General features: G+C 57.5%; 11 protein-coding genes, 1 tRNA gene and 2 pseudogenes. 2 read left to right on the top strand and 12 right to left on the bottom strand.

The annotated features are described in order from the left end of the window. Positions 1–89: 89 nt before the first annotated feature. Positions 90–332 (bottom strand): hypothetical protein, encoded by a 243-nt coding sequence (locus CRN80_RS15550; protein WP_098950509.1) that lies wholly within the window; start codon positions 330–332, stop codon positions 90–92. 593 nt (positions 333–925) lie between these two features. Further along, positions 926–3,286: pseudogene (locus tag CRN80_RS15545) on the bottom strand (DUF637 domain-containing protein); the annotation flags it as partial. A 447-nt stretch (positions 3,287–3,733) separates the two neighbouring features. Between CRN80_RS15545 and CRN80_RS15540 the strand changes: the two are divergent. Further along, positions 3,734–3,982 (top strand): DUF6124 family protein, encoded by a 249-nt coding sequence (locus CRN80_RS15540; protein ID WP_056791367.1) that lies wholly within the window; start codon positions 3,734–3,736, stop codon positions 3,980–3,982. 256 nt (positions 3,983–4,238) lie between these two features. On the opposite strand, the gene CRN80_RS15535 is transcribed toward CRN80_RS15540, so the two are convergent. Together CRN80_RS15535 and CRN80_RS15530 are read right to left on the bottom strand one after the other, a co-directional pair. Then, a complete protein-coding gene (locus CRN80_RS15535; RefSeq protein ID WP_056791364.1) occupies positions 4,239–4,772 on the bottom strand; it encodes a DUF2247 family protein in 534 nt (177 codons plus the stop codon). Further along, positions 4,769–8,440 (bottom strand): annotated as a pseudogene (locus CRN80_RS15530) (DUF637 domain-containing protein); the annotation flags it as partial. The gene CRN80_RS15535 and the pseudogene CRN80_RS15530, both read right to left, overlap by 4 nt. 378 nt (positions 8,441–8,818) lie before the next feature. On the opposite strand from CRN80_RS15530, the gene CRN80_RS15520 reads away from it, so the two are divergent. Beyond that, the gene (locus CRN80_RS15520; RefSeq protein WP_081883362.1) at positions 8,819–9,076 is read left to right on the top strand and encodes a hypothetical protein; all 258 of its coding nucleotides are present in this window, start codon (positions 8,819–8,821) and stop codon (positions 9,074–9,076) included. 89 nt (positions 9,077–9,165) lie between these two features. Here CRN80_RS15520 and CRN80_RS15515 read toward each other — a convergent pair whose 3' ends face one another. From CRN80_RS15515 to tolB, 8 genes are all read right to left on the bottom strand, one after another. Continuing rightward, positions 9,166–9,645, bottom strand: coding sequence for a hypothetical protein (locus tag CRN80_RS15515; RefSeq protein ID WP_098950507.1), 480 nt, complete (start codon positions 9,643–9,645; stop codon positions 9,166–9,168). A gap of 3 nt (positions 9,646–9,648) precedes the next feature. Next, positions 9,649–19,998 (bottom strand): filamentous hemagglutinin N-terminal domain-containing protein, encoded by a 10,350-nt coding sequence (locus CRN80_RS15510; protein ID WP_256588474.1) that lies wholly within the window; start codon positions 19,996–19,998, stop codon positions 9,649–9,651. Between the two features lie 30 nt (positions 19,999–20,028). Further along, positions 20,029–21,750 (bottom strand): ShlB/FhaC/HecB family hemolysin secretion/activation protein, encoded by a 1,722-nt coding sequence (locus tag CRN80_RS15505; protein WP_098950506.1) that lies wholly within the window; start codon positions 21,748–21,750, stop codon positions 20,029–20,031. A gap of 400 nt (positions 21,751–22,150) precedes the next feature. After that, positions 22,151–22,226 (bottom strand) — tRNA-Lys (locus CRN80_RS15500). A 123-nt stretch (positions 22,227–22,349) separates the two neighbouring features. Then, positions 22,350–22,997, bottom strand: a complete 648-nt coding sequence (gene queE / locus CRN80_RS15495; RefSeq protein ID WP_005790893.1) for a 7-carboxy-7-deazaguanine synthase QueE — start codon at positions 22,995–22,997, stop codon at positions 22,350–22,352. Positions 22,998–23,161: 164 nt separating this feature from the next. Further along, the gene (gene ybgF, locus CRN80_RS15490) at positions 23,162–23,992 is read right to left on the bottom strand and encodes a tol-pal system protein YbgF (protein ID WP_032895511.1); all 831 of its coding nucleotides are present in this window, start codon (positions 23,990–23,992) and stop codon (positions 23,162–23,164) included. A 6-nt stretch (positions 23,993–23,998) separates the two neighbouring features. Further along, positions 23,999–24,499: a peptidoglycan-associated lipoprotein Pal gene (gene pal / locus CRN80_RS15485; RefSeq protein WP_003193861.1), complete on the bottom strand. Its 501-nt coding sequence runs from the start codon at positions 24,497–24,499 to the stop codon at positions 23,999–24,001. 55 nt (positions 24,500–24,554) lie between these two features. Beyond that, complete coding sequence (gene tolB, locus CRN80_RS15480) at positions 24,555–25,835, bottom strand: Tol-Pal system beta propeller repeat protein TolB (RefSeq protein WP_032874245.1); 1,281 nt, start codon at positions 25,833–25,835, stop codon at positions 24,555–24,557. Between the last annotated feature and the right edge of the window lie 2 nt (positions 25,836–25,837).

Genomic DNA, 25,837 nt, shown 5'->3' with positions numbered 1-25,837 from the left:
GAGCTTACCCTCAGAAACGGCCTTCATTACCACACGCGGAATCTGAGCCTCAGACACTCCCATCATTTGCCCCATTTTTTCTTCTAGCCTCACCCCGACTCAACAATGAAATTTTTCGCTAGAATCATCGCCTCAAAAAAACCAGAGAATGGAACTCTCAAAGTCGCGCTACTTAAGTCAGCAAAGATCTCCACCTCTAAAGCGTCCACCCCTTTATCCTGATTAACTTGAGCAATAGGTTCGCCTTTATATTGAATCTCCGCAGTCAGCCTTTTGTAGCGACTATCACTAAAGCCCAGAACTTCAAAATCCGAATTGCTTTCAAGTTTCATGGTTTCGCCTTAGGGTCCAAAAACCCAGAAAATGAGCCATCATTATTGTAGCGCAGACCTCTTCCATCGGGAGCCCGGACCTCTAGCCCACCGCGACTCAAATTTGAGAATGTTGAATTTGGATTCTTGAGAACGTCATCGATAATACCGAGTGCAGTTGCATTTTTCTTTTCAATTCCACCTGTAAGTTTTGGGAACGTTCCAGTAGCTCGCTGGCCAGAAGCATGCTTTGTGAGCGCCCTAGCAGCCTCTGTCAGACCTTCCTTATTGATAGGATTTGAAGCGGCGGCAGATAGATTATCCAAAGTGCGGCCGCCGAAATTTTGCAGGGCGGAAGGCAATCCTTTTGCACCTCCCATCACAAGCCGACCTAATACTGCCGCCAGCCCCGCACCTGTGAGCTCGCCGGCCATAAAATAGCCCCAAGCCTTGACGAACTCGTTAGACGGTTGAACCCCTTCAAAACCTTGCCCTCGGACCAGCTCCAGCTGTGCTTGGGCAATTTGATCGTTAGTGGCACCTTTTTCCAGCATGTCCTTTGCCAGAGTAGTCGCCGCTGATCCGTATTCACTTAAACCTGGTGGCAGATGCTCCAGAAAATTGTATTGCGTCAGGTTTTGCGCAACCCAAGCCCCTTTCTCGATCTTGGCAGCGTCCGCATCTTTCTGCCCCGCAGCCGCCAACACACCCACGATCTGCGAACTCATCGTCAGCAACTCTTCGTTGCCGTTAACCAGCGTATTCAGATGAGTAACCAGCGCCTCATTCGCCCCCGCTGCCAACGCACCGGTTTTAAAATCGCCGCCCGTAGCCTCAGCCAGCAAACCACCCACCATCGCGTGAATCGCAATCTTGGGTGCCGATCCATCGGCAACTACACCTTCGGTGTAATTTCCCACTAGGTTGAAACTGGCTGCCGCCAACGTATTGAACAGTGCACTTTTCAGCGCATCGCTGGCACTGCCGCCCTGCCCCAGCGCCTTGCTCAGCAGCATGGATGTGCCGCTTTGCAACGTCTGGTTGGCGGCAAATTTACCGACACCGCTCCACGTATTCAGTAGACCTGGCGTCGTGACTTTCCCAGTGATTGTGTTTGTTTGAGTCCCCGTCCAATCACCAAAATAAGCAGCGGTCATGCCAGCCGTGACGCCAGCAATCACATACCCCTTCATCGCATCCGAAGAAGTCACGTCCTTGAGTACCGCGCCCAAGTTGCCACGGTTGTTAACGACACTGACCGTAGCGTTGGTCGCTGCTCCTGCAGCCACTGCTCCAGCTCCAGCTGCCACGCCAACGCCCGCCCCTGCGCTGGCAGCTGCACCTGCAGCCAATGGCCCAACCACCGCCGCCATCACAATCGCAATAATGATCTGCGACGCAGGCCCCAACCCCGAGTTGCTGTACTTGAAGCTGTCATGAATCTCCTTGACCTGCCTCCAGTCCACATCCCCACGCGCTTCGGCCTCTTTGATCCAGGCCAACTGCGGATCGGCCTTGACCATCGCATCAATCGATTGGCTGACGGTTTGCTGGTTGACCTGCCTGACATCGATCTTCAGGCCTTCCACCGCCTTGATCGCGATATTGCCCTCAGCCACCATTTGGGTCTGGCGCAGGGTCTCATCTGTATTTCCTTTTCCTTTTGACGATGTCCAGAACGCATCTCCCTTGCTCTTCTCGTGGCTCTCCTGATGCAGATCCTTCACCGCCTCAAATTCGACCGCCCCTCCACTGACAATCGCAATATCCCCCCCACTCTCAAGCTTCGCCGCCTGATACTTCTGATCCCCCCCGCTCTCCAGCGTCAGGTCCCCCCCAGTCTTGATCTCACTGCCGACATTCTTCACATCGGTCACTTCATCACGCTGAGTCTTCTTGCTGCCCCAACTGCCCTTCTTGCTCATGTCGTACAGCGAGTAGTGGCTGTCTTACGCCGCCAACATTTGCAGTTCGTTATCCGCATGCACATAGGCTTCGTTGCCCGCGCTGATTTTGCTGGCGACTAGCGTGAGGTCGGTGCCAGCGATGGCGATCAGGTCGCCGCCGGCTTTGAGTTCGGCGCTTTGTTGGGTGACGTCGTCCAGTTGAGTAGTGGTTTTGGTACCGCCTTTTTTGCCTTTGGAGTAGTCGTGCTGTTCGTTGGCAGCCGACGACAGGGTCAGGTTTTCGCCGGCTTTGACGCTGAGGTCTTTGGCCGCGCTTACGGTGCTGGCGACCACGGCGATGTCGCGGCGGGCGTCGATGGCGAGGTTGCCGCCCACGTCCACAGCGGAGGTGTGTTGCAGGATGGTTTGCTCGGTGCCGCTGATACGGCGGCGTTGGTAGGCGTAGTCGTCCTGTTCGGTCTGGCTGGCGATCAGCACGTCGCGCCCTGCCGTTACGCTGGCGTTGCCACCGGCCTTGAGGTCGCTACCGAGGTTGAGCACGTCGCGGCCGGCGTTCAGTTTGAGCGTGTCGGTGGCTTCGAAGCGGGAGGCTTCGCTGGCCACGTCGTTGCGCAGTTGGTAGCCCTGGCCGTCCTGTTTGAAGGTGGTGACGGTGCGTTCGTTGATGATGTCGCCGGTGACAACAGTTGCGCTGATGTCGCGGCCATTGATGATGCCGCCACGGGTGTTGCGGATCGAGTCGGTGGCGAGCATTTCCAGGCGGTTGCCGGCTTGCATCAGGCCGCTGTTGTCGATGTTGCCGGCGACCATGCTCAGGTTGTTGGTGGCGCGCAGGGTGCCGCTGTTGTGCAGGTCGCCGCCGGTGATCAGGCTCACGTCCTGGCCCTGGATCAGCGCGCCGTTGGGGGCCAGGCGGTTGTTGGCCTGGGCCAGGTAGAGCACCGGGGTGAGGACTTTCTGGCTGTTGACCTCGGCTTCTTCCATCCACACGATGTCGTGGGTCAGCGCCGCGACTTGCTCGGCAGACAGCGACACGCCCAGTTGCAGGTTGAGCGAGTCCTTGCTTGAATCATTTTTGAAGACGTAATGCCGTATTCCCGAGCTTCGGACTTTTCCCACGACCTGACGAGGTTGAGCCATAGGAAGTAACTTGGCTAGGATTCGCCGTCGCAGTAAATCCTGTGGCCGGGTGTCGCAACCTGAAGTAGTCTGAGGCGCGGTAGCGCCATAGCTCTGTAGCAGGCGCTTTTTTTATGCCTGCTTACCGCATCTATGGTGGACCGTGTGAGGCGGGCTTTTGCCCGGCCGGTACCCTCGGACACCGGTTTGCGACCCTCGCACGGTCCACCACCCACTCGTGTCGCAACGACGGTGGTGGTCTCTTAACTGTCTGAGGATCGAGTGGATGTTTTCTACAAATCGAAACTGTCGAGTTATTGAAGTAAAAGTCGTGATGAGGTGTTCGCGCTCTACCGTTGACGCTCATTCAATGTGTGGCGCAGTGGAGTATCGCTCATGAACACGCAAATAGTTGATGACGATTTGCCTACCAGTGTTTTCACTGTGAGGTCAGACTTGAGTTCCGAAGACGCATTAGTGAATGCCAGCGAGCTTTTGGCCTCGGTGTCAGCAATGGCTAATGAACAAGCATTTTCCTCAAGTGGAACACAGCGACTTCAAACCTTCGGGTTGGCCCAGCTAATCGAAAGCGCGCACCTTCTAGTGAACGACGCTCTGAAAAAAACGAACCCAGTAACTTTCTGATTATTAACAGAGGAGATGAGGGTAGGTTACCCAGTTTTACTCGAAAATCGTGGCCTACCCCACCTATAACTTACATTTAAACAATTGAATTTTCACAAAAAAGATGATGCCTATAGACATCCATCTTCGCCAAACATAAAACTAGCAGGCACAACAAAAGAACGTTATTAAAGAACGAACCGCCAAAAGAACTCAACAATAAATCTGTTCCTTTTCCCTCCAAAGCAAGGCCGGCATCGAGATTATTAAAGTAGGTTTAAGCTTTACTAGAGCGCAAAGCAGCCAGTTCATCTTTCAACCATTGCTCATGTTCGTGAACAACGTGATCATAGTTCGATGCAGAGTGGTATTGATCTTCCGGCAAAGTCATCGCGTCAAGCGTCATCGACAGTGGAGCATCAGCAGGCCACTCCCAACTTGACCAAAACTCAGTCAACTTTATCAACCCATAGAGCGGGTCTGAGTCTAAATTTGTTAACAGTTCTTCCAATGCAACAGCTCGCCATATTCTCCTGGCCCGTTGCATGTCCGCGTTTTGAAGTTTGCTCATTTTTTGCAATTGCGAGCATAGCTCAGATATAGGCAGGTCACTATCGTTAGCCAAGCTAACAATCACATCAAGCAAGGGATTATTCCCAGTCGCCTTTTCAAGTTCAGCGTTTGCAAAGTTTTCCACACAAAACGCTGGTAAGCGCCCAAAAAGGCTAGGGATGCCACAGACGCCCTGGAGCAAAACGGCCCAGTCAATCAAGCCATATTTGGTAATTCGTTCAAAGACTGCTTGAATCATGGTTTCACCGGTATACCGTTAACAGTTCCATTTGGCACAAACATTCTGTGTGTTACACCACCCAACTTCGGATCTACAATCCATTCAAACCTACCCGCCACCCCGTTGTAGCTACCTGATGCTTGGTAAAGCGATGAGCCGTTGCTGAGCGAAAATTTAGTCGCACTGTTTGCATAGTTATCGACAACATCGGGAAAACCATGCGCGACTGAAGTCGATGGAAACTCTTGTGTGGCATAAGGACCATTGGGCCTCTCCGAGTACACAGGTATTGGTTTTCCGTCAGCACCAACAACTTGTTGGTTCGGGAGTTGGTCGACTTTATTTCCGCTACCTTGACCCTTCGTACCATTGCCAATACGCGTTTCGACTAGAACATCATTTGATAGCGCTGTTCCCCCTTTTGCACCCGCCAACTCTACCTTAACAACCTTAGCAGTGACCTTTTCGACGAGCAAGGCCCCGCTTTTTAGCGCTCCCCCAACTCCCGTCCCAAGCGCCACCACGTCGCTTATCAGCTTCCCGGTTTCACGCCCTGCGTTAAATGATCCACCCGCCCCAGCTCTTTCATACTCCGCTTCCAGATTGTCAATTCGTGCGATGTAGGACTGCTTCACCGCGTCCGAGACATTACCCAGCACATCCCCGCTTTCAAGCACGGATCTCAACGCCTGATACGTCTCTATCGGGCTGACGGCAACTTCTAAGATACCCTTGACCGTATCCAGTAGCCCTTCCGGCACCCCAACCACTGCCCCACCCGCAAAGCTGGCGTCCTGCCCGGCGTCGATCAATTCCCACTTCGTATTGATCCTGAGTGTTTCCAGTGAATCTTTGCTTTCTTCCAGCTCTTTCGCTCTCTGAGCCTTTTGATGATCGCCCAGGTAGTTGTATTGCGTGGCATTCTTTGCCACCCACGCCCCAGTTTGCAGGCTATCCGCATCAGCATTGCTCTGTACCGATGCCGCAAGCACACCAAGCAACTGCGAGTTCATGACCAGCAAACCTTTCTTCTGGTCATCGGGCATGTCGGCGTAATTCTTGGCGAGGCTATCCAGCAATGCCTCATTCACACCCGCTGCCAGAGCGCCTGTGCGGAAATCTCCTCCAGAAGCCTCAGCGGCCAACCCACCCATCAACGCATGTAGCCCAATCTTGGTAATGCCACCTTCTGCAAACCGGTTCTTGGAAATATCCCCGACCAGGTTGAATCCATAAGCCGCAAATGCGTTAGCCAAACTACTCTGCAACGCGTCGCCAAGACGGGCTTCGCCCCCGAGCGCCCGATCCACCAATAGTGATGTTCCGTTTTGCAGTACTTGGTTGGCCGTGAACTGCCCCACGCCTTGCCAAGTGCTCAACGGACTTACGGTGGCAACTGCACCTGAGTTGGGGAGTGCAGTGGAAGTACCTGTCTGAGTGCCGGTCCATTTGTCATAGACACCTGCAGTCAAGCCCGCAGTGACGCCGGACACCACGTAGCCTTTCATCGCGTCGCTGGAAGTGACATCCTTTAAGACGGTGCTCAGGTTTCCACGGTTATTGATGGCGCTGATCGCACCGTTACTCGCCATGCCAGCAAGCACGGTACTGCCCGCAGCATTGGCCTATCCGGCAGACGTGGCCGCAGTCCCAACAGCCGTGGCACTCGCCATCGATGTCCCCGAACCAGCTGCGGCAATTGCACCGCTGGCGGCCCCCATCGTGAAGTACGTAACGATGATCGCAATGATGATTTGCGCGCCGGCGCCCAAGCCTGAATTGCTGTATTTGAAACTGTCGTGCAGCTCTTTAACCTGGCGCCAATCCACGTCTCCGCGCTGCTCGGCCTCTTTTAGCCAGGCCAGTTGCGGGTCGGCTTTGACCATCACATCAATCGTCTGACTAACCGTATTTTGATCGATCTGCTTGATGTCAATTTTCAAGCCATCGACGGCTTTAATCACGACGCTGCCTTCTGCAATCATCTGCGTCTGACGTAGCGTCTCGTCGGTATTCCCCTTGCCCTTGGAGCTGGTCCAGGCGAGGTCGCCCTTGCTCTTGGTGTGGCTCTCGTCATGCAGATCCTTCACCGCCTCAAACTCGACCGCCCCGCCACTGACAATCGCAATATCCCCACCACTCTCAAGCTTCGCCGCCTGATACTTCTGATCCCCCCCACTCTCCAGCGTCAAATCCCCCCCAGTCTTGATCTCGCTCCCGACATTCTTCACATCGGTCACTTCATCACGCTGAGTTTTCTTGCTGCCCCAATTGCCCTTCTTGCTCATGTCATACAGCGAGTAGTGGCTGTCCTGCGCCGCCAGCATTTGCAGTTCGTTATCCGCATGCACATAGGCTTCATTGCCCGCGCTGATTTTGCTGGCGACTAGCGTGAGGTCGGTACCAGCGATGGCGATCAGATCGCCGCCGGCTTTGAGTTCGGCGCTTTGTTGGGTGACGTCGTCCAGTTGAGTAGTGGTTTTGGTACCGCCTTTTTTGCCTTTGGAGTAGTCGTGCTGTTCGTTGGCAGCCGACGACAGGGTCAGGTTTTCGCCGGCCTTGACGCTGAGGTCTTTGGCGGCGCTGACGGTGCTGGCGACCACGGCGATGTCGCGGCGGGCGTCGATGGCGAGGTTGCCGCCCACGTCCACGGCGGAGGCGTGCTGCAGGATGGTTTGCTCTGTGCCGCTGATGCGGCGGCGTTGGTAGGCGTAGTCGTCCTGTTCGGTCTGGCTGGCGATCAGTACGTCACGCCCTGCCGTTACGCTGGCGTTGCCGCCGGCCTTGAGGTTGCTGCCGAGGTTGAGCACATCGCGGCCGGCGTTCAGCTTGAGCGTGTCGGTGGCTTCGAAGCGGGAGGCTTCGCTGGCCACGTCGCTGCGCAGTTGGTAGCCCTGGCCTTCCTGTTTAAAGGTGGTGACGGTGCGTTCGTTGATGATGTCGCCGGTCACCGCGGTGGCGCTGATGTCGCGGCCGTTGATGATGCCGCCACGGGTGTTACGGATCGAGTCGGTGGCGAGCATTTCCAGGCGGTTGCCGGCTTGCATCAGGCCGCTGTTGTCGATGTTGCCGGCGACCATGCTCAGGTTGTTGGTGGCCCGCAGGGTGCCGCTGTTGTGCAGGTCGCCGCCGGTGACCAGGCTCACGTCCTGGCCCTGGATCAGCGCGCCGTTGGGTGCCAGGCGGTTGTCGGCCTGGGCCAGGTAGAGCACCGGGGTCAGGACTTTCTGGCCGTTGACCTCGGCTTCTTCCATCCACACGATGTCGTGGGTCAGTGCCGCGACTTGCTCGGCGGTGAGGGACACGCCGAGTTGCAGGTTGAGCGAGTCCTTGTACGAGATGGCGTTGTCCATCAGGTAGCGGAACAGCGCGTCATCACTGGCAAGGCCGTTGATGTAGCGTTGGCCGGTACGGGCCACCACGGCTTCGCGGATCAGGCGCTGCTCGTACAGGCCGTCGCCCAGGCGCTTCCAGCTGGCATCGGGGTTGTAGCCCAATTTGCCGAGCAGGTAGTCGGAGCTCATGAACTGCTTGAGGTCGGTGAGCGCCGGGTTGGTTTCGATCAGGTATTTGTGGCTGTTGTCCACCGGGGCGATTTCCGGCAAGCCTTGTATGCGGGTGACCGATGGGGCGCGGCTGTCCAAGGCCAGCGGGCCCTGGCCGTTGACTGCACCGCTGAGGGGCTGGCCGTCGAGGCTGAAACCGCGCTCTTGCACGGCGCTGTAGTCGAGGGTTTTCTCGCGGCGATCAGGTAGAGTTGTTACAAGGATAGTTTGGTGCCTTGCACCGTCTCATACCGCAGGCTTATAGTCCGCCAGTCGCCCACATGGCGATTCAGGTTTGGCGACCTGACGGTAGAGAATGCGCAAGCTGATGGCTTTTTTGCAGCCACTTGCGCGCCTGCAAAGTCGTCTTATGACGGCTGTGCGCGGGAGACCTTCGGGTCTGCCGGTTTTCTCTACTGCCGGTTCGCCAACCTGCGTACAGCTGTCACCCATTCGTTTGGCGACGTTTGAGTGATGGCATTAATCACTTAAGTAGAGAGTTTTAAAATGACCCGATACATGCCCCTGACAGGCCACGATTCAACCATCCCCGCGCTGGTGATCGACACCCAAGCTCCCCTTGATGTTCTCTATGATGCAGCCGCCTACCGTATTCGTGCGGTGACTCAATTTTTGGAAAACTTGGCGTTTCGGGAGCAGATTAGTAGTGATGCGGTTGTGCTTCACGATTTTGCATTGCTGCTGGCCATCCCTCTGAGGGATGGGTGTGATTTGTTGGACGTGATTGGTCGAAAACTGAATTCACAAGTCTTATAAAAAACATGGGCGGTTTAGTGCCGCCCAACTTAACTTAGCCACCGTCAAGTAAAAAATAAAATCAATTATTAAAGAGCCCTTATCACCTGTCAGCGAAAACGCGCAACCAGAGGGCCTAACATTTCGCCAGTAAAGTATCGGGTATCTAAGTCTTTGGCAGGCTCCACCCCTCCGTAATACTCCTTCATACGAACTCTATCAGAAATCTCTTTTATATATTTCTGCAGCAGAAGCATGACTTTATCAACATCACTAAAAATAGAATCATCAAAGCACAGTTCCACATCAACATCCTCCCCATACTTTATAACTCTAAGCAACACAAAAAAATCGGAGGAGGCAGATACAATGTCAAAACCATACAATTTAGCTGACACACAAACATCACCTTCAAAATGACAAAGCTCCGCAATCATACTTTGATCAAGGCCCAAGCAACTCACAATGCCGAGTACTTCTGAGGCTATCACATCGTCAACGCGCTCCGAATGACTCTCGAGGTCCTTCAGGAGGACAATAATATCTTCTTTAACCACGCCACCTAGAACAACCTCATATGATTCTTTCATAAATTAGTCGATAAACCCTTTAAATGTCCCATCTAGATTCAACCGTATGCCACGCCCGTCACCAAGACGTTTCTCTATAAATGGAATTCCCTTATCTGTTGTCACCGATTTGAACTCGCCGGGAGCACGTATTATTTCACGTAACTGCGTCATAGCCTGCTCATTCCAAGTAGCCATAGACCCTGTAGTCTTACCCCAAATATCAGGATTTCTACCCGCGTGCTTCGATAGGGCATGACCGATAACGGTGGAACCTTTGTAAGGTAATTGGGCTGACTCCAGTACCGTTTTAGCCTCACTAAATGAAGCAGTTTTTTTCGCACTGATTGAGAGCTCAGGCAATAATTGAACTACCTTAGCTCCCCCATCTTGAACCGCACCTCCAGCTACCGTCAACGCCCCACCGCCAAACACACCAAGCGCCGTACCACCGAGAGCAGCATCTCCGCCCGCTACTTCTGCAACGGCTAACGCAGCCTGATTACACATCACCGGTGCAAGTGCGCAGCCCATCGCCAGTTCAGCTGACGCAACCCCTAGCCCAATGGCGCCAGGCACCAAGACCCAACCAGCAACATAATCATGGCCTGGCCCCTCATACCCATCGCTTCTAGCCAAGGATCTGAACGCCTCAGAGATCTGATCCGGTGTCTTGCCTTGCTCGATCATTTCAGCGCCGAGACTGGATGCAGCTGCTCCCCAATTCCCCCCCATATGTAGGAAATCGTTGTAGCGCTGGGCATTCCCCGCTACCCAACTGGCTGTCTCGGGATCACCGTTACCCAAAGCCCCCGCCAACACCCCAATAACCTGAGCGGTGGCGACTTTGAACTGGCCATTCGTAGAAAGCTGTGTATCTAGGTATTTGCCAAGATTTTCCGCCGCAACAGACGTCAATCCTTCCGTAGCAGCGCCTGCCAGCGCTCCGGTTTTAAAATCACCGCCCCTAGCGGATGAAAGTGCTCCACCCAGCACAGCATGCATGAAGATTTTCGAAGCTGTGCCAGGGCTGACATCCAAATAATCGGCCAAATCACCGACTTGTTTATTTCCAAAAGCAGCAGTGAGATCAAGGCCTTCCGAAATGGCAGCAGTACCGAGGTTATCTTTTAAACTACCGCCGTTGATCGCTGTGTTAACGCTACCTGCGACCAAAGCATGCGTACTGCTTCGAAGTACGTTCTCACTAACCGTATTCCAATCCAGCATACTTGAGCTATAGCCTGGATTGTTGACACCATTGGCATTCAGGATTAATGGTCCGTCGGGACTCCAGCCGGCGACAGCAGTATCTATACCGGCCAAAATACCGCTCGTGACCATCTGTGTCGCATACCCCTTAATCGCATTCTTATTGGTGGCAGCCTTAAAACCTGCACCAATATCTCCCCCGCCATTAATCGTACCTACAGCAAAATTACTCGCCATGGCTCCAGCAAGAGGCCCAAGGTAAAAGCTGGCAACGATTGAAATAATCAGCGCAGGCGCGGCCCCCAGCCCGGAGTTTTTGTAATCCCAACTGTCATGAATTTCCTTCACGACTCGCCAATCGACTTGCCCGTTGGCTTCAGCTTGCTTAATCCACGCTAACTTAGGTTCCGCTTTAACCATCGCATCGATTGTTTGGCTAACCGTCTGTTGATCAACTTGTCTTATATCTATATTAATCTTGCCAGCAGCCCGAATAGCTAACTGACCTTGGGCCACCATTTCCGTCTGACGCAGAGTTTCATCGGTATTTCCCTTACCCTTGGCACTGTTCCACGCCAAATCGCTTTTGCTCTTCTCATGACTCTCCTGATGCAGATCCTTCACCGCCTCAAACGTCACCGCCCCTCCACTGACAATCGCAATATCCCCACCACTGTCGAGCTTCGCCGCCTGATACTTCTGATCCCCACCACTCTCCAGCGTCAAATCCCCCCCAGTCTTGACCTCGCTCCCGACACTCTTCACATCGGTCACTTCATCACGCTGGGTCTTCTTGCTGCCCCAACTGCCCTTCTTGCTCATGTCATACAGCGAGTAATGACTGTCCTGCGCCGCCAACATTTGCAGTTCGTTATCCGCATGCACATAGGCTTCATTGCCCGCGCTGATTTTGCTCGCGACTAGCGTGAGGTCTGTACCAGCGATGGCGATCAGGTCGCCGCCGGCTTTAAGTTCGGCGCTTTGTTGGGTGACGTCGTCCAGTTGAGTAGTGGTTTTGGTACCGCCTTTTTTGCCTTTGGAGTAGTCGTGCTGTTCGTTGGCAGCCGACGACAGGGTCAGGTTTTCGCCGGCCTTGACGCTGAGGTCTTTGGCGGCGCTGACGGTGCTGGCGACCACGGCGATGTCGCGCCGGGCGTCGATGGCGAGGTTGCCGCCCACGTCCACGGCGGAGGCGTGCTGCAGGATGGTTTGCTCTGTGCCGCTGATGCGGCGGCGTTGGTAGGCGTAGTCGTCCTGTTCGGTCTGGCTGGCGATCAGTACGTCACGCCCTGCCGTTACGCTGGCGTTGCCACCGGCCTTGAGGTCGCTACCGAGGTTGAGCACGTCGCGGCCGGCGTTCAGTTTGAGCGTGTCGGTGGCTTCGAAGCGGGAGGCTTCGCTGGCCACGTCGTTGCGCAGTTGGTAGCCCTGGCCTTCCTGTTTAAAGGTGGTGACGGTGCGTTCGTTGATGATGTCGCCGGTCACCGCGGTGGCGCTGATGTCGCGGCCGTTGATGATGCCGCCACGGGTGTTACGGATCGAGTCGGTGGCGAGCATTTCCAGGCGGTTGCCGGCTTGCATCAGGCCGCTGTTGTCGATGTTGCCGGCGACCATGCTCAGGTTGTTGGTGGCCCGCAGGGTGCCGCTGTTGTGCAGGTCGCCGCCGGTGACCAGGCTCACGTCCTGGCCCTGGATCAGCGCGCCGTTGGGTGCCAGGCGGTTGTCGGCCTGGGCCAGGTAGAGCACCGGGGTCAGGACTTTCTGGCCGTTGACCTCGGCTTCTTCCATCCACACGATGTCGTGGGTCAGTGCCGCGACTTGCTCGGCGGTGAGGGACACGCCGAGTTGCAGGTTGAGCGAGTCCTTGTACGAGATGGCGTTGTCCATCAGGTAGCGGAACAGCGCGTCATCACTGGCAAGGCCGTTGATGTAGCGTTGGCCGGTACGGGCCACCACGGCTTCGCGGATCAGGCGCTGCTCGTACAGGCCGTCGCCCAGGCGCTTCCAGCTGGCATCGGGGTTGTAGCCCAATTTGCCGAGCAGGTAGTCGGAGCTCATGAACTGCTTGAGGTCGGTGAGCGCCGGGTTGGTTTCGATCAGGTATTTGTGGCTGTTGTCTACCGGGGCGATGTCCGGCATTCCTTGAACGCTGGTGACGGAGGGCGCGCGGTTGTCCAACACCAGCGGGCCCTGGCCGTTGATTGCACCGCTAACGGGCTGGCCGTCGAGGCTGAAGCCGCGTTCTTGCACGGCGTTGTAGTCGAGGGTTTTCTCACGGTCGGCGGCGGTGATGACACGCCCGTTTGCGCTGAAGTCACCCGTAGCGGTATCCGCTTTACCCGCTGCACCGCCCTTCGCTGCCTGGCCGCTGAGGCGGAATAGGCCGTTCTCACCCGTTGGCAGGCTCAAGCCCGGCAAGGTCACCGGGTTGACCTGACGTTGGGCCAGGTCTGGCGGCAGTTGCGCGGTGATCGCCGGTTTTACCGTGGAGGCAAATACAGCCGAGTTGGTGTTGCGGTTGGCCGCGGGGGTGTCGATGTTGGTGGCGTTCGGGCGGATGACGCTGTTGTTGATTTCTTTGGTGGCGTTAACGGTGACCGAGCCGGCTGCCTGGATCACCGCTTGGGCAATCACGCTGCCAGAGGTGGGGACGGTGTAGTCGATATTGGAAGTGAAGTAGGTATCCGAGAACCTTGTCTTCTGAATGAACTGGTCATAGGTGTACTGACCCGGCTGATAGTCACTTGAGGTGGGATCGTTGCTGCGGTTGAACAGCTCGATTTCGCTCATCAGCAACGAGTAAGCCGAGCGGTTGCGTGTGTAGTAGGCGTAACCGACATTACGCTGCTCACCACCAGCAGCGCCGGTGTTGTTCAGCACGTCGGTGTTGATCAGGATATTTTTAGCGGCCGATACCGAGCTGTAGAGGTTATCGAAGGTCTGGCTGCCCACCGTCAGGTCGCCACCGGCATTGATGAATGCGGAGGCGGAGCTGCCTTTGATGACGTCCTCATAGGTTTCGACGCCGCTGAACTTCAGCTCACAGCCTTTGCCTTTGCAGTAGTCGTTGCCGTAGACACTGATGCTCCCGGAAACCAGGCTTTTTTCGGTGGTGAACTGGTCACGACGGTTGCTCAGGGTATCGGCCAGCAAACGCATATTGCCGTCGCTCTCCAACGTACCGGAGACGTTTTCGATCAGCGCACTGCGCCCATTGGCATCGTCGCGGGCGATGTCGAGACCGCCCAGGCTGTAGACATCGCCAAAGCGGTTGCTGAAGTCGTTGACCCGCAGGGTCATGTCCTCACCGCTGAACAGCAGGCCTTTTTCGTTGAGCAGATGGGTGGCGTTGAGGCGAACGCTCTCGGAGCCGCCCAGGGTGCCGTAGTTGTTCAGGGTGGCGGCGTTGACCGTCAGATCACCTACGGACGTCAGGCGACCACGGTTGTTCAGAACGTTGGTGCTCGTGATTTGAGTAAGCGCGCCACCGGCAATACGACCATTCTCGCCCAGGTCCAGGTTGGCCGCCGCGAGAGTCATGTCGCCCAGGCTGCTGACCCGCCCGTTGCCGCTGTAGCCACCGGTGAGGGTCAGCTTGAGGGTGCCGTCACTGGCCAACAGGCCGTCGTTGGTCCAGGTGTCGCCGATACCGGTCAGGCTTTGTGCGCCGAGCAATTGCCCGCTGGCGGTCTGGGTGAATTGGCCGATGTCGAGGTTCAGGCGCCCGGCCTGGATCACGCTGCTGTTGGTCCAGCTGGCAGCCTTGATGTCCAATTGGCCGTTGGTGACGAAGCTGCCGCCGGCGCGGGTGACTTGATCGGACGTGAGGTCGAATTTACCGCCGCCAGTGTGGACGATACGCCCGCCGTTGTTATCCAGGCTGGCCGCTTGCAGGTTGAGGGTTTCGTTGGCGCTTTCCAGCGCGCCGAAGCGGTTATCGAACAGGCCCGTGGTGCGAATATCAGTGGTGCCAACCCGGCCCATGGCGCGCAGGTTGCCGCTGACGTTGTCGATGGTCTGCGCGACGAGGCTCAGGGTGTCGTCGCTTTCGATCAGGCCATTGCGGTTGCTCAGGGTGCCGGTGAGGCCGAAGTCAATGGTGCGCGCACCGACCTTGCCACCGTTGTTGGCCGCTGTGCCCTGGTTGTCGAAGTCCTGGGCGGTGACTTTAAGCAAGGTGTCGGCATACACACCGCCGCCCTGGTTATTCAGGGTAGTGGTGACAATCTGGCTGTCGCCGCCAAGGGCCGACAGATGCCCCAGTTGGTTGAGCAGCCCGCCTTTGGCTTCGATGTTCAACGACTGCGCCTGGGTGATGCCGCTGCCGTTGTTGAACAGCCCAGTGACCAGCTTGATCCAGCCTTTGCTGCTGTTGAGAATGCCACCTGCGGTATTGGCGACGCTGGCCGTTTCCAGGTCCAGGTTGCCACTGAGGCTGTCGACACGGCCGCCCTGGTTATTCAGGGCACCACTGAGGCGCAGGCGGTTATCGGTCTGGCTTTGCAGCGTGCCTTGATAGTTGGTGAGGGTGCGGGCGGTAAGGTCGAGCTTGCCCTTCTGGCTGAACATCAGGCCGTCTTGCTGGTTGTGAACGTCACCGGCCAACAGCTTGATCACCAGGTCTTTCTGGCTGGCGAGTGTACCTTTGGCGCTGTTATCCAGGTCGCCCTTGGCGAGGGTCAGGTCAAGGCGGTCCTGGCTGACCAGTTGACCACCACGGTTGTCCAGGCTGGCGGCGTTCAGCAACAGGGCTGCGCCACTGGTCAGGCGGGCGTTGTTGGCGTTGATCAGCGCACCACTGAGGGTGCCTTCCAAGGTGCCCTGGCTGATCAGTTGACCGCCGCTGTTGTCCAGGCTTTCACCGAGCAGTGAGAGGCTGGCAGCGTTGATCCGACCACCACGGTTGAGCATGTGGCTCTGAGCGTTATTGAAGTCCAAGTGCTGGGCTGCGGAGATCAAGCCGTTGTTGCTGTTTTCCAAGCGGCCGGCCACGTTGAGGCTGACATCAGCCTGGCCGGAGATGATCCCTTGATCATTGTTCAGGCTGCCCGCGATGAGGGTTTGTTTGCCCTGGCTGACCAGAGCACCCGCTGCGTGGTTATCCAATACACCTGTGAGGTCGGTGTGCAGGGTGCCGCTCTTGCTCGACAACGTGCCTTCGGCGCTGTTGTCGAGGCTATTGCCGACCACCGTCAGACCGTTCCAGCCGGAGATCAAGCCCTTGTTGGCGTTGACCACAGCATCTGCTTCAAGGCGCAATTGATCGGCACTGAGGATGACTCCACGATCGCCGTTATCGATGCGTTTGGCGGCCACGGTGAACGCCGTCTGGCTGGAGATTTCGCCTTGTTCGCGGTTGGTCAGGTTGGCCAGGCGCGCGAACGTCAGTGGGCCTCTGGCGCTGATCAAGCCTGCGCTGTTATCGAGGTTCCCGCCTTGCAGGTCGAGGGTTACGGCGCGCTCGCCGATCAAGCGGCCCTGGCGCTGGATCAGCTGTTGGACGATGAGCGTCAAATCACCTTTGGCTGAGATTTCACCGTCCTGGCTTGAGTCGACTGTTTGCCCGGTCAGGGTCAGGTCCGCCTGGCTATTGATCAACCCGGCAGTGTTATCGAGGTTGGCAGTGGTCAGGTTCAGCGCCTGTTGGCTGCCGATCACACCCGTGCGGTTATCCACATTGGCGGCAGTGACTGTCTGGCTACCGTCGCTGACGATTCGTCCGCCTTGGTGGTTATCCAGCGCGCCGGTGTTGAGGGCCTGGTGCGTGCCCGCCGAGAGGCGGCCCTTGTCGCTGTTGTCCAACGAGCCTGCGTTAGTGGTCAAGGCTGTAGCAGCGGAAATCAGCCCTTGGTTATGGTTGTCCAGTGCGCCGGTGACCTTCAGGTCCAGCGCGCCCTGGCTGGCGAGTGCGCCACCGGCCTGGTTGTCCAGGCTTTCGGCTGCCACTTGCAGAACGCTCTTGGCGGACAGTACACCTTCCACGCTGTTATCCAGCGCTTTGGCAATACGTACCTGCAGGCTGTCGCCACTGATGACTTTGCCGCCGCGGTTATTCAGCGCATCGGCCATCAGCAGGAATGACTGGGTGCTGGAGATTTCACCGCCCTGGCTGTTGTCGACGCTGCCCAGGTTGTTCAGTAGCAGTTGACCCGGTGTTGCGATCAGGCCGTGGTCACGGTTGATCAGTTGCCCATGGTTCAAGTCCAGTTCGATGCCGGTATTGCTGACCAACTCACCACGGTCATGTTGGTCCAGCCCATTCAGGGTTGCCTTGACCGTGGACTTAGCGAAGATCGAGCCTTGTTGGCTGTTGTCCAGTTGCCCCGCGTTAAGGGTGATCCCGGCATCACTGCTGATGCTGCCACGCTGGCTGTTGTCCAGGCCGGCACTGCGTACATCAACCTGTTGCTTGGCGCTGATCACGCCGCCTTGACTGTTGTTCAGCGCAGCGCTCACCAACGTGGCCGTGCCATCGGCCAGCAGTTTGCCGGCCTGATTGTTCAGTAGGCCTTGCGTGGTGATCGACAACGCATTGGCTGCGGACAGAATGCCGCCCTGGCTGTTGTCCAGGGTGCCAGCCTTGACGGTCAGCCCGCCCTCGCTGAGCAGCGTGCCCTGCCCTTGGTTGAGCAAGGCGCCGGTCAGGGTGATATTCAGGTCTTTTTGGCTGGTAACGCGGCCACCTTGGCTGTTGTCCAGTTGGGCGCCGCTCAGCACGAGACTCTCACGCCCCGCCAGCAAGCCTTTGCTCTGGTTGAGCAGGCGTTGCACCGTGAGGGTCAGGCCGCTGTCGCCAATGACTTTGCCGGTGCTGTTGTTCAGTTGGTCGGCAACCACCAGCACCTTGGCCTGGCTGGAGATCTCGCCCTGCTGGTTAAGGATGGTCTGGCTGCGCAGGTCCACGCCGTGGGTGGCCGCGACAAGGCCGCCGTTGCGGTTGTCCAGCGAAGTGCCGCGCAGTGTCAGGGCACCGTCGCTGACGAGTTCGCCCGCTTGTTGATTGAGCACACCGACCGTTGCCTGCAAGTCGCCCTTGGCGCTGATACGACCGGCGCCGTTTTCGAGCCGGGTGGCGTTGAGGGTCAACGCACCATCGCTGCTCAATTTGCCGCCGTTGCTGTTGTTCAACTGATTCAGTTGCACCTGCGCAGTGGCCTTGGTGCTGATCACCCCCGCGTGGCTGTTATCCAGATCGCCGCCGGTGAGGGTCAGCGCATCGTCAGCAATCACCAAGCCGCCTTGGTTGATCAGGTTGTCGCTGCGCAGCGTCATTGTGGCTTTGCTGGATACCAGCCCGCCCTGGCTGTTGTTCAATTGCCCAGCGGTTATTTGCCGAGCGCCCTGGCTGGCCAGGTTGCCTTCATTGCGATTGTCCAGCAGCCCGGCGACGGTCAGGTTCATCAGGCCTTGGCTGGCAATGGAGCCTTTATCGCGGTTATCCAGGTTGGCCGCCTGTACCGTCAGCAGGCTGGTGGCGGAAAAAATCCCCAAGCGGTTATCGATGGCACCGCTGGCGGTCACGTTGAGGTTGCTGCCCAGCAACTTGCCGGAGCGGTTATCCAGGGTCGTGGCGGCCACGGTGGTCTGGTTGGCGGAGATTTCACCCGCTTGGTTGCTCAGTTGCCCAGCGGTTACATGGGCTTGCGCCTGGCTGGCGACCAGGCCGTTATCGTTAGTCAGTTGGCCTGCGTTGAGCGTCAGGCTTTTCAGGCCGATCACGCGACCGCTCTGGTTATCCAGCGCAGCGGTTGCCGTAACGTCGGTGCTGTTTTCGCTGTGCAGCAAACCGTTGGTGCGGTTATCCAGCCCGGTAGCCGTGACCTTGAGCGAGTCCGTACCCAGTACACGACCGCCACGGTTGTCGAGTTGGCCGGCGTTAACCACGGCGCTCATGCCGCTCAATGTGCCGCCTTGATTGTTCAAGGTTTGGCTGGCCGTGGCGGTAAGGGTTCGGCTGGCAACCACGCTGGCGCTATTGCTCAGGTTAGCGGCGGCAAGGCTGACATCGCCGCTGGCGTTGCGGCTTTCATCGGCGTTGACCCCGGCTTCGATGATGCCGCTGTTGACCAGCGCCCCACCGCTGGTCACGGTGATGCTGTCGCGGGCCGCCAGGCTTTTCTGGTTGTTCAGGCCTGCCGTAGTTTGTACATCGACTCGCGTGCCGGCATACACCGCACCCGCAGCGTCCAATTGACCGGCCTTGATCACCACCGCTTCGCTGGCTTTGGCATTGGCCAAACTCAGTCGTCCATTGGCATCGAGCTGAATATCACCCCCACTGGCCATTAACGTACCGTCGAGCTTCACGCCCACCCCGGCCTCGGTGCCCACCAGTTTGATCGCCCCGGCATACATCCCACCCAACGCCGTCGAGTCAATCGCCAGCTCCGGCTTGGCACTGCCGTCATCGGTGCGGGCAGTGGCTTGCAGGCTTTTAGCATCGACGTCATTACGACCGGCAACCACGCTCAAGTTGCGCGCATTGATCTGCGCATTGATCTTGGCCGAGCGAGTGATGATTTCGAAGCGGTCGACGTTGTCGGCATTCAAGCCCTGGCCGTCGATGGTCACGGCGCCGCCATCGACCTGGTAACGCTGCAGTTGGCCGCTTGCATCGAGTATCGGTTTACCGGTGGTCAGGGTGACATTGGGGGTGTTGATGAAGCCGCAGCCGCTGCAGGTGATGCCGTAGGGGTTGGCGACGATGACCTTGGCCGACTGGCCCGCCACTTCGGTGTAGCCGCGCAGTTGGCTGGGGCTGCCGCCGTTGACTTCGTTGAGGATGATATTGGCGGCGCGGCCTTGCAGGTTCGGGTTGCCGAGGATGATGCCGCCCAGTTGCGTCGATTGAGTGCGTTCGGTGGCGTTGTTGAGGATTACGCCGTTGGCACCGACGTTGTAGTCCTTGAACTGGTTGTGGGACAAGCCACTGCCATTGGGAGCGGCGATGTTCACCACCGGCACGCCATTGCCCGCCGCGCCCACGGTGGTGCCGGGGGCGCTGACCACGATGCCTTCGGCCTGGGCCAGCAGCGGTTGCCAGAACAGGGCGTTGGCCAGGATCAGTGCCAGGCCACGTTTGGGCAGGCCGAGGAACGCGTCACGGCTTTTCAGGGCAGCAGAAGGCTGGCGAACCAGGAAGGCAAATTGGCGAACATCCATTTCAAATTCTCGTTGCAACTGGGCGTTGAATTACAGGAAGAAATCCAGGCGGAAGTAGATCGGTGCTTCGCGCTCAAGCAGCGCGGCCGGTCGTTCCAGCGAGTGGGCAAAGGTCACGCTGGTGCTCACGTGTTGGCCGCGGGCGAACAGCTCAAGGGAGTTGCTTGAGACGCGACCGTGCACTTCGCCGTTGTAGCGGCCGTTGCGGATCACGCCCTGGTCGTAACCGACGCTGGCGCCGTATTCGCCAAACACCGGGCGCAGCCAGCCGAGGGTCACCGGGCGGCTCCAGCGCAGGTCGTTGCGCCAGTAGCCGCCGCTGTCGCCGGTCAGTTGCTGGTCCTTGTAGCCGCGTATCGACGCCGAGCCACCTAGGCTCATGCGCTGTGGGCTTAACAGCACGTCTTCACTGCGTTGGCCGGTGGCCAGGCTGGTAAAACTGAACGACTCGCCCCACAGCGTGAAGGGTTGCAGGTAGCTGACGGTGGCGGTGTATTTGCGGTAGCGGGAATTGGCCAATCGATTGCCGTTCTGATCGCGCTCATGTTGCGCCTGGGCATCGAGCAAACCGATGCCGTCCTGCATACCGAGGTCAACGTTGACAAACGCACTGCCAACTCGCCGACCGTGGTTGATGCCCCACTGCAACTCGCTGAGCCGATTGCTGCTGACGGCCAGGCGGCTGTCTTCGATGTAGTTGTTGGTGCGCAGGTGGGACAGGCCGACGTTGAGCGAGGTTTTGCTCAGGGCGTCGCGGTGGATCACCCGTTCAGCGCGCAGTTGGTGGTTTTCACTGTCGCCGGTTTGCTTGAAGTCAAAACCATCGCCTTGGGCAACCGAACGGTAGTCGCTCTGATTGTAGCTGTAGCTGAAGTTCCACCAGCCCCAGGGCACGTTGTAGTAGAGCATCGCGTTCTTGGAGGTTTTCTGGTGGTCGCTGATGGCGTCGTGGCCGCCGCGCAGAATCAGCTGATCGGCCACACCCAGCGGGCTGTCCCATTCAAAGCCGGTGCCCCACTGCTGTTCGCCGGTGCTTTTCTGGCCATCGTTGTTGCGCGACAGGCTGGCGCGCCAGGGCTTCTGCGGGTTGTTTTTGACCAGCACCGAACTGCCGCCCACGGCATCGCCTGGGTTCAGTTCCATTTGGGCTTGGTTGGATGGCAAGCGGTTGAGCTGGTCGACGGCCTGTTCGATTTCTCGCAGGTTCAATATCTCACCGCTTTTGCCGGGGAAGGCCATGGCCAGCTCGCGGTCCGACAGTTTGCTGTTGTCGGCGCCCTTCAAGCCTTCGAGTTTGCCTTCCACCACCAGCACTTGCAGATGCCCCTTGGACATATCTTGCTGGGGCAAGTAAGCGCGGCTGGTGACCAGGCCTTTGTCGATGTAGAAGTCGGTGAGGTCTTTGAGCAAGGCGTTGAGTTGTGAAACGCCCAGGCATTGATTGGTGTACGGCTTGAGCAGACGCTCGCGCTGAGTGACAGGCAGGTGCTCGGCACCTTGCAGTTCAATGGTCTGGATCGGGAAGCAACGGCTGTCCACCGGGGCCGCCGGCGCTTCGGGCCTGGCCTCTTTGCCGGGCAGCTCTTTGAGCTGTTCCAGGCGCCGCTGCTGATCTTCCAACAGGCGGTTTTGCCGCTCGCGGATCAGGTCCTGATCACCCGGGAGGGTTGCCGCCATCACGCTGTGGGAAACGAGGCAGGCAAGCAGGGCAATACTCAGTGAATACCGAGTCCGTGGCAGTTGGGAAGACATGTTCGATCCATCGAATTTACGAAGGGTGGCAAACTAACATCGTCCGCCCCTCACGCCAATAAACCGACTGCACTTTAGGAAATGTCTTATAAAATTCGTAAGCAGCTGACACATAAGAAAAAACAACCAAACAGGAAAGAATTTCGTTTGGAGTTCTGAGCTGGTTTCCGACCAGCGGTATCAGGTTTGATACACATGAGGGCGCATACGAACGACCGGACTCTTCGGTCAGCACCGGTCCGCATATGAATATTTGAATTTAAGGAATGCTTTTTGAACGGCGACAGAATCTGAGCAAGGGATGACTCAGCGTCGACTCGGACCTGCCAAATGACAGGCAAAAAAAAACCCGGAAATCCTCACTTACGTGGGCCTTCCGGATTTTCTAAACCGCCAAAAATGGTGGGTCGTGTGGGATTCGAACCTACGACCAATTGGTTAAAAGCCAACTGCTCTACCAACTGAGCTAACGACCCGCTGTGTGGTGGCGCGTATAATACTGATTTCTAAGGATTATTCAACACCTTATTTTAAATAAATCAGAAAAAACGCATTTGAACGGTAATTCGGTGGGTAGAACGCGTCTCGCAGCCGCCTGATCAGCGCCCCGGTTCGTCGTTCCACAGGTACTTGTGCAGCTGCAATTGCAGGCGCACCGGCAGGTTGTCCGCCACTACCCAGTCCGCCAGCTCCCGGGCGTTCAGGTCGTGATGGCTGGGCGAGAACAGCACCTCGCCCGCCCGACGCTCCAGGCCATACTGGATCAGCTTGGAGGTGGCCCAGTCGTAATCGTCGCGAGAACAGATGACGAACTTGACCTGATCGTTGGCCGTCAGCAAGTCGATGTTCTCGTAGCGGTTGCGGTGAGCTTCCTTGGAGTCGGGAGTCTTGAGGTCGACCACCCGGCTGACGCGCGGGTCGACTGCAGAGATGTCCAGGGCGCCACTGGTTTCCAGTGAGACCTCGTAGCCGGCGTCACACAGTTGCTTGAGCAATGGGATGGCGTTGGGTTGCGCCAAGGGCTCGCCGCCCGTCACGCAGACGTAGCGCGGCCGGTAGCCGGCAACCTGTTCCAGGATGTCGTCGAGGGTGCGCACGGTGCCGCCACTGAAGGCGTAGGCGCTGTCACAGTATTGGCAGCGCAATGGGCAGCCGGTCAACCGTACAAAGACAGTAGGCAGGCCAGCAGTGCGCGTTTCACCCTGCAACGAGTAAAAGACTTCGGTAATACGTAATGTGTCTTGCATAGTCGCCACGGGCGTAACAGCTAAACAGGCTGTCCGCCTCCGTCAGGCACTTCAAGGGATTGCGCCAACGCGTCAATCCCAGGAAGCGTGTTTCATAAAAGGGCGTGGATTCTAACGAAAAAACCCGCGACAAGCGCGGGTTTCTTCTAAACGGGCTGCATCGCTTACAAGCGTTGCAGGTCCCGTTGGGCCAACTGAGCCGCGGAGGTACCCGGGTACTGGGCAACCACCTGCTGCAGAATGCCTTTGACCTTGTCGGTATGACCCAGGCGGCGTTCTACGTCAGCGAGTTTGTACAGCGAATCCGGAACCTTGGCGTGCTTGGGGTACAGCTGGCTGACCTTGGCAAAAGCCTGGCCCGCCGCTTGCAAATCACCCTTTGCCAGGTTGACCTCACCCAACCAGTACTGGGCATTGCCAGCGTATTGGCTGTTAGGGTATTTGCGCAGGAAAGCGGTAAAAGCCTGGCTGGCTTTATCGAAGTCCTTGGCCTTGATCAGGTCGAAGGCTGCATCGTAATACAGTTTTTCCTTCGCAGGATCACCCGGCTCGCTGCTGGCAGCAGGGGCAGCAGCAGCGACCCCCGCTGCGGCGCCACCGGCAGCGGCACTGGGTGCGCCACCGGCAGAAGAATTATCAGGAGTAGCGGCAGGTGCAACACCGGCTCCAATACGACGATCAAGATCCTGGTATCGCTCCAGGCCTTCTTGCTTCAGCTGACGCACTTCATTTTGCAGAACTTCAATGGTGCCTTGTTGCTGCGCCAATTGATCCTGCATGCGTTGCAGCTGGTTGAACAGCTCGCCCTGTGCCGAGGGAGCGGACGTAGCCGCTCCCCCCGCATAGGCGCCGTTCGTGCCATAACCTGCTGGCGGATAACTGCTCCCGCTATTGTTATAGCCTGAGTTGCTATCCGTTACAGGAACCGCAGCCCACACCGCAAGCGGTGCGAAGCTGAGAGCCAATACAGTTAGAGCACGACGGCACGTTCGCATGACGAATTACTTACGCAGTTCGACGCGACGGTTCTGAGCCCACGACTGTTCGTCGTTGCCAGTTGCAACTGGACGCTCTTTACCGTAGGAAACCAGTTCCAGTTGGCCTGGAGCAACACCTTGCAGTACCAGGTAGCGCTGAACGGCTTTCGCACGACGCTCGCCCAGAGCCATGTTGTACTCACGAGTACCACGGGCGTCAGTGTTACCTTCCAGAACAACGCGAGCGCCGTTAGCTTTCAGGTCCTTGGCGTGAACGTCCAGAGCGCGCATGGCTTCTGGCTTCAGGTCCGAACTGTCGTATTCGAAGTAGAAAGTGGTGATAGCGCGCAGAGCAGCTTCTTCGCTCAGGGAGCCGTCGACCGCACCAGTGTTGGCGCCGTAACCAGCGTTTGGATCAACAGCTGCGCCTTCACCGGCATTGTCGCCGCCTTTAGAGGAGCAACCAACGGCTACGGACAGAGCCAGAGCCAGAGCAGCAAACTTACCAAACTTCAGCATTTCCATCGTGAAACTCCTAATGAACCCCAGTGTGTTAAGTACTTCTTTTTGTAGCGCCGCGTCAGTTCAGGTAAGGGGACCAGGATGGTTCTCTGACTTCGCCTTGTGCGGTAGGAAGTGGGAGCCTTACGCGTCCATTGATGGACACGAGCATCAAGACTCCCCGGCCCTGCTGGCGGGTGGCGTAGATTACCATGGTGCCGTTGGGCGCAACAGTGGCTGACTCATCAAGGTTGGTATCTGTAAGGATTTTTACGGTTCCGCGCTGCAAATCCTGGGCCGCAACCCGGAAATTAGTGAAACCATCCTGACGGTGAATCATCACCAACGTCTTTTCATCGGCCGAAAGCTTGGGGTTGGCGTTGTAGTTACCAATAAAGGTCACACGTTCCGCACCGCCGCCGTTCACATTTGCCTTGTAGACCTGAGGCTTGCCGCCACGGTCGGAGGTGAAGTAGATGGTCGAACCATCCTTACCCCAGAACGGTTCGGTGTTGATGCCCGGGCCGCTGGTTACACGCGAGAGCTGACGCGAGGCCATGTTCATCACGTAGATATCCGGGTTGCCGTCCTTGGACAGCACGAAAGCCAGGCGCGAACCGTCCGGCGACCAGGCTGGCGCACCGTTGAGGCCTTCGAAGTTGGTGATCTGCTCACGACGGCCAGTGTCGATGTGCTGCACAAAAATGCGCGGGCGACGCTGTTCGAACGATACGTAGGCAATACGCTTGCCGTCTGGCGCAAAACGCGGCGACAGGATTGGCTCACGGGACTGCAGCAAGGTCACTGCACGTGCACCGTCGTAGTCCGAACGCTGCAGGGTGTAGCGGGTGTTGTCTACAGAGAAACGCTCAGCCGTGACATACAGCAGGCGCGTCGAGAACGCCCCTTTGATACCGGTGAGTTTTTCAAACGACTGGTCCGAGATGTAGTGGGCCATGTCGCGCAATTGCTCGGCGGTACCCGATACGCTGCCGGTCAGAACCTGCTGCTCGGTGGCCACGTTGAACAACGTGTACTGGATCTGCAGGCGACCACCGGCCGGCGTGATGCTGCCGACCATCAGGTACTGGGCACCCACCGCCTTCCAGTCACGGAAGATGACTTCGCTGGCCTGGGTTGGCTGGCTGATCATGTTGCCTTTTGGAATCGGCGCGTAGTAACCGGAGTTACGCAGGTCGTCGCTGACGATCTGGGCCATGTCGTCCGGCAGCACGCTGCCGCCCTGCCAACCGAACGGCACGACTGCAATCGGGGTGGCCCGATCACTGCCGCTGGTTACCAGGATGTTCTTTTCATCCGCCGCCGCTATCCCTGCCATACAGCAAATAACGACAAGCATTC

It is taken from the genome of Pseudomonas sp. FDAARGOS_380 (assembly GCF_002591235.1).
In the GTDB taxonomy this organism is placed as follows: domain Bacteria; phylum Pseudomonadota; class Gammaproteobacteria; order Pseudomonadales; family Pseudomonadaceae; genus Aquipseudomonas; species Aquipseudomonas salmasensis.
Note: the sequence above shows the minus strand (reverse complement) of the source record. Positions and strands in the feature narration are given on the sequence as shown.